Consider the following 5,776-nt stretch of genomic DNA (forward strand, 5'->3'; position numbering starts at 1 on the left):
GAGGCCAGGTACGACTGGTTGTTCAAGACGACCGTCACGAAGGGCGCCCCGTGGCGATGCGCCGACCACAACGCGGCGCTCGGCACGCCGAAGTTGAACGAACCGTCACCGCATATGGCGACGACCGGCGTCTCCGGCCGGGCGAGTTTGACGCCGAAGGCGCCGCCCAACGCCCAGCCCAAAGCCGGTGCGCCCGTGTCGAAAAAGTGGCCGGGTGCCCGGAGCACCTGTCGTGCGACGGCGGGCCGGTTGGTCACGGCTTCCTGCACCACCACCGCGTCGTCGGGCAGGGCGCTTCCCAGCGCGGCCATCATCGCATCGGCGGTGTCCTCCGTGCGGTCGGAGGCGGCCCGGCGGATCGCTTCGCCGCGGCGTTGCGCGATGTCGGCCTCGGCCGCCTGCCGGCGTGCGGCCCACTTCTCCCGCAACTCGTCGGTGGCCAGCCGCAACAGAGTCTGCTCGAGCAGTACCAGCGCCACACGGGTGTCGGCGGTCAACGCGAGCTCGACCGGATACGACCACAACGGCATGCTCGGCTTGACCGGATCCCCGTCGATCTGCACCACGCGGGCATCCGCGGGTGGGGCCAGCTGCGACGGCACCCACGGCACTTCGGAATCCAACACCAACACGGTGTCGGCACTTTCCAGCGGGGCGGCGTCGCCCACCACGTGCAGCGGATGGCCTAGCGGCAGGTTGGCGCGGTCGCCCTGATCGATCACCGGCGCGCCGAGCAACTCGGCGATGCGGCCCAGCACGGCCGCGGCCGCCGGGTCGGCGGCGGTCCTGGCGGTGACGATCGCAACCCGCTTGCCCGCCACCAGGATTCCCGCCAGGCGTCCGAGCGCGCCCGGATCCGGGCCGGGCGGTATGGCCGGCGGCAGCCTGCGCGGTAGCGCACCGACGCCGGGGTCCATCAGCGCTTCCCGCGGCAGCATGACGTAGGCGGGACCGGACGGACAGGACTGGGCGACCTGGAACGCCCGGCGGACTATCGAGGCCAGCTCGCGGCCGCGCGGAACCTCCATGTGCCACTTGGCGTAGTTGCGCACCACGGCCGGCTGGTCGAGTTGCTCCTGCTGCCAATGGATGTAGGTATCGCGGTGACCGCGCACGTGCGGCGCCGAACTGTAGGGAGTGCGCCCGGCGAAGATCACCACCGGAGTTCCGTTGCGCTGGGCGTTGTGCAGCTGGCAGCCCAGGTTCAGCGTCCCGGCGTCCACGTGCACCATGACCGCCTGCGGGCGGCCGCTGGCCATGTGATGGCCGATGGCCGCCGCCAAGGCGATGCTCTCGTGCACGCACAACACCGCCCGCGGGCTCGGCGTGCCGGCCGCGCGCGCCGCCGCCAGCGCCTCCTGGATCGGGGCGGAATCGGTTCCGGGGTTGATGAAGAAGTGCGCGACTCCCTCGTCGGCGAGCAGCGCGATCAGTTCGGCCGCGGCCTCGGGCGGGTCGGATGGATTGTCTACCGTCATGGCTGCTCCTATCGACGTCGCCGATTTCGCGTATACCCTCCTCCGGCTCAGATTTTCACGATGCGTTCTGCGTCGAAGTCGGCGATCGGTCAGGACCGGTCCGAAAGCCTTTCGCGCAGGCGACGATTGACCGGTTCGGGCAGCAGTTCCGACACGTCACCGCCGAGTATCGCGACCTCTTTGGCCAGCGATGACGACACGAACGAATAGCGCGGGGCGGTCGCGACGAAAAAGGTGTCCACGCCGGCGACGTGCTTGTTCATCTGCGCCATCTGCAGCTCGTATTCGAAGTCGGTGCCGGTGCGCAGCCCCTTCACGATGGCCGTCATGCCGCGCGACCGGACGAAGTCGACGACCAGACCCTGCCCGGCTTCCGCCCGCAGGTTGGGCAGGTGTGCCGTCGATTCGTTGATCATGGCGATCCGCTCGTCGAGGTCGAACATGCCCTTCTTGGCGGGGTTGGTCAGGATCGCCACCACGACTTCGTCGAACTGCGCCGCTGCGCGCTCGAAGACATCGATGTGGCCCAACGTCACCGGATCAAATGACCCCGGGCATACCGCGCCGCTCATGTGCGATGACGCTACACGGTGGCAGGGACCCATTCGGCCAGCTCCAGACGGGTGTCGCCGTAAACCCGCTGCTGCCAGCGGTCCCAGCCGGCCGGCCAGTTCAGTGGTGCGCCGCTCACCGCACGCTCAACCACGACGACGGTCCCCCGGTGCACCCAGTCGTTGGTGGTCAACGCGCTTAGCATCGCCTCGACCTCTTTCGGATCGACGTCGTAAGGCGGGTCGGCCAGCACGAGATCGACCGGTGCCGGCGCACCGGCGGCCAGCACGGCCGACACCGCTGTGCGGCGCAGCGTAGCGCCAGGCAGGCCCAGGCGGGCAATGTTGCCGGTGAGAACAGCCGCCGCCCGGTGGTCGGACTCGACGAACAGCGCCGACGTCGCGCCGCGGGAGAGCGCCTCGAGGCCCAGCGCGCCCGAGCCGGCGTAGAGGTCGAGCACCGACAGACCGGTCAAGTCCCTGCGGGCGGCCACGATGTTGAACAACGATTCGCGCACCCGATCGGTGGTCGGCCGGGTTCCCCGCGGCGGGACCGCGATACGCCGCCCCCCGGCGACGCCGCCGATGATTCGGGTCAGGGGGTGCCACCCGCTTGCGGGGGATGCAGGACCACCAGCAGGTCCCCGCCCTCCACCTGCTCGGTGGCCGACACCGCGACCCTCTCCACGGTCGCGTCGGCGGGGGCGGTGATCGGGGCTTCCATTTTCATTGCCTCGATGGTCGCGATGGTCTGGCCTCCGCTTACCTTCTCCCCGACGGAGACGTTGACGGTGACGACGCCGGCGAACGGTGCCGCGACGTGGTTCAGATTGGCCCGGTCAGCCTTCTCTGCGGCCGGAACGCTGCTGGCGATACTGCGGTCACGAACCTCCACCGGCCGCAGTTGGCCGTTGATGATGCACATCACCGTGCGCATAGCGCGTTCGTCCGGCTCGGAGATGGCTTCCAAACCGATCAGCAACTCCACTCCGGGTTCCAGTTGAACCCGGTGTTCTTCGCCTTGCCGCAGGCCGTAGAAGAACTGGTTGGCCGACAGCCGTGATGTGTCGCCATAGGCTTCCCGATGCGACTCGAATTCCTTTGTCGGGCCGGGGAATAGCAGGCGGTTGAGGGTGGCCTGTCGTTTCGCACCCATCAGCGCGAGTACGGTCTCGTCCTCGGGCGTCAGTTCCTGGACAGGCTTGGCCGGGCCGCGGCCAGACAGCGCTTTGGTGCGCAGCGGTTCGGGCCATCCGCCGACCGGGTCACCCAGCTCTCCGCGCAGAAAGCCAAGCACTGACTCAGGAATATCGAATCGCGCTGGCTCTGCAGCGAATTCGTCTGCACTCACACCCGCGCCCACCAACGCTAGCGCCAGATCGCCGACCACCTTCGACGATGGAGTGACTTTGATCAGCCTGCCCAGCACCCGGTCCGCACCGGCGTAGGCCTCTTCGATCTCCTCGAACCGATCCCCCAGTCCTAACGCGATCGCCTGCTGACGCAGATTCGACAACTGGCCACCGGGAATTTCGTGGTGATAGACCCGGCCCGTTGGCCCTGGCAGCCCAGATTCGAAGGGAGAATACACTTTTCGCAGTGCCTCCCAGTAGGGTTCCAGCGCGCAGACTGCCGCGAGCGATAGGCCGGTGTCGTACTGGGTGTGTGCGGCAGCCGCGACGATCGAGCTCAGCGCCGGCTGGCTGGTGGTTCCCGCCATCGGGGCGGCGGCACCGTCGACCGCGTCGGCGCCGGCATGCCAAGCGGCCACGTAGCTGGCCAGCTGGCCGCCCGGCGTGTCATGGGTATGGAAGTGCACGGGCAGGTCGAAACGACTGCGCAACGCACCGACCAGTTGCCGGGCCGCCTGCGGGCGCAACAGTCCGGCCATGTCTTTGATGGCCAGCACATGGGCGCCGGCGTCCACTATCTGCTCGGCCAACTTCAGGTAATAGTCCAGCGTGTAGAGATTTTCACCAGGGTCGGACAAGTCGCCGGTATAGCACATCGCAACTTCGGCGATCGCAGTGCCTGTTTCGCGTACCGCGTCGATCGCCGGGCGCATTGACTCGAGGTTGTTCAGCGCATCGAAGATACGGAAGATATCAATTCCCGTTGCCGTGGCTTCTTCCACAAACGCCGAGGTGACCAGCTCGGGATACGGCGTGTAGCCAACGGTGTTGCGGCCCCGCAACAGCATCTGCAGGCAAATGTTTGGCATTGCTTGGCGCAACGTGGCCAGCCGCTCCCACGGATCCTCTTTGAGGAACCGCAGCGCCACGTCGTAAGTCGCACCGCCCCAACATTCCACCGAGAGCAGTTGCGGCATGGTACGGGCAAGATACGGCGCCACATAATTGAGTCCGCTGGTACGCACCCGGGTCGCCAGCAAGGACTGGTGGGCGTCGCGGAACGTCGTGTCGGTAACACCGACGGCCGGCGATTCTCTAAGCCAGCGCGCGAAACCCTCGGGTCCCAGCTCGACCAACCGTTGCTTGGACCCCGGTGGCGGAGCAACCTCGAGCTCGACATCGGGAAGCTTATCGTGCGGATACACCGTCGATGGCCGTGTGCCATGCGGTTTGTTGACGGTGACATCAGCCAGATAGTTGAGAATCTTGGTGCCACGGTCGGCCGATGATCGCGCAGTCAGCAGCTGCGGACGCTCGTCGATGAACGAGGTGGTGATGCGGCCGGCCTCAAAGTCCGGGTCATCTAAAACCGCTTGCAGAAACGGGATATTCGTCGACACGCCGCGAATGCGGAACTCCGCGATCGCACGCCGGGCCCTGTTCACCGCGGTCGGGAAGTCACGACCCCGGCAGGTCAGCTTGACCAGCATTGAGTCGAAGTGCGCGCTGATCTCCGCACCCAGATTCGTACCACCGTCCAGCCGGATGCCGGCCCCGCCGGGGCTGCGGTAGGCGCTGATCCGACCGGTGTCAGGCCTGAACCCATTAGCCGGGTCCTCGGTGGTGATCCGACACTGCAGCGCGGCGCCATGCGGTCGAATCATGCCCTGTCGCAAGCCCAGAGCGTCGAGGCTCTCGCCCGAGGCGATCCGCAGCTGGCTGGAGACCAAGTCGACGTCGGTGATCTCCTCGGTGACCGTGTGCTCGACTTGTATCCGTGGATTCATCTCGATGAAGACGTGCTGGCCGCGGTCGTCCAACAAGAACTCCACAGTGCCCGCGCAGCTGTACTCGATGTGACGGGCGAAAGCCACCGCGTCGGCGCAGATCTTGTCGCGCAATTCCTTATCCAGGTTGGGCGCGGGCGCCAGTTCGACGACCTTTTGGTGGCGCCGCTGCACGCTACAATCCCGCTCGTAGAGATGGATCACACTGCCGTGCGTGTCGGCCAAAATCTGAACCTCGATGTGGCGGGGGTTGATCACCGCCTGCTAGAGGTAGACCGTCGAATCCCCAAATGCCGATTCGGCTTCCCGGCTGGCGGCTTCGATGGCCTCGGGCAGCGCGGCGGCCTCGGTAACCCGCCGCATCCCCCGGCCGCCGCCTCCGGCGACCGCCTTGACGAACAACGGAAATTGCATGCCCGCTGCGGCGGATATCAGCTCGTCGACGGATGCCGACGGCGCCGACGACGTCAGGACAGGCAGGCCAGCTTCGCGCGCCGCTGCAATGGCGCGCGACTTATTGCCGGTCAGCTCAAGCACTTCGGCGCCGGGGCCGACGAAGGTGATATCCGCATGAGCGCAGGCCGCCGCCAACTCCGGGTTCTCGGACA

Annotated in this window: 3 protein-coding genes and 1 pseudogene; all 4 read right to left on the reverse strand. The window is 66.9% G+C overall.

The features are described from left to right. The coding region (locus JOZ00_RS20620) for a thiamine pyrophosphate-requiring protein (RefSeq protein ID WP_293347247.1) at positions 1-1,478 on the reverse strand (1,478 nt) is incomplete at its 3' end. A gap of 89 nt (positions 1,479-1,567) precedes the next feature. Further along, entirely contained in the window at positions 1,568-2,050 is a 483-nt protein-coding gene (gene coaD / locus JOZ00_RS20625; RefSeq protein ID WP_293347250.1) for a pantetheine-phosphate adenylyltransferase, read from the reverse strand. An 11-nt stretch (positions 2,051-2,061) separates the two neighbouring features. Further along, the gene (gene rsmD, locus JOZ00_RS20630; protein ID WP_293347253.1) at positions 2,062-2,628 is read right to left on the reverse strand and encodes a 16S rRNA (guanine(966)-N(2))-methyltransferase RsmD; all 567 of its coding nucleotides are present in this window, start codon (positions 2,626-2,628) and stop codon (positions 2,062-2,064) included. Further along, positions 2,625-5,776: pseudogene (locus JOZ00_RS20635) on the reverse strand (pyruvate carboxylase); the annotation flags it as partial. The pseudogene JOZ00_RS20635 and the gene rsmD, both read right to left, overlap by 4 nt.

Origin of the sequence: Mycobacterium sp., from assembly GCF_019243155.1 — a bacterium.
GTDB lineage: Bacteria > Actinomycetota > Actinomycetes > Mycobacteriales > Mycobacteriaceae > Mycobacterium.

Coding starts and splice junctions, on each gene's coding strand:
- coaD (WP_293347250.1), bottom strand. CDS start 2,050: ATGAGCGGCGCGGTATGCCCGGGGTCATTTGATCCGGTGACGTTGGGC.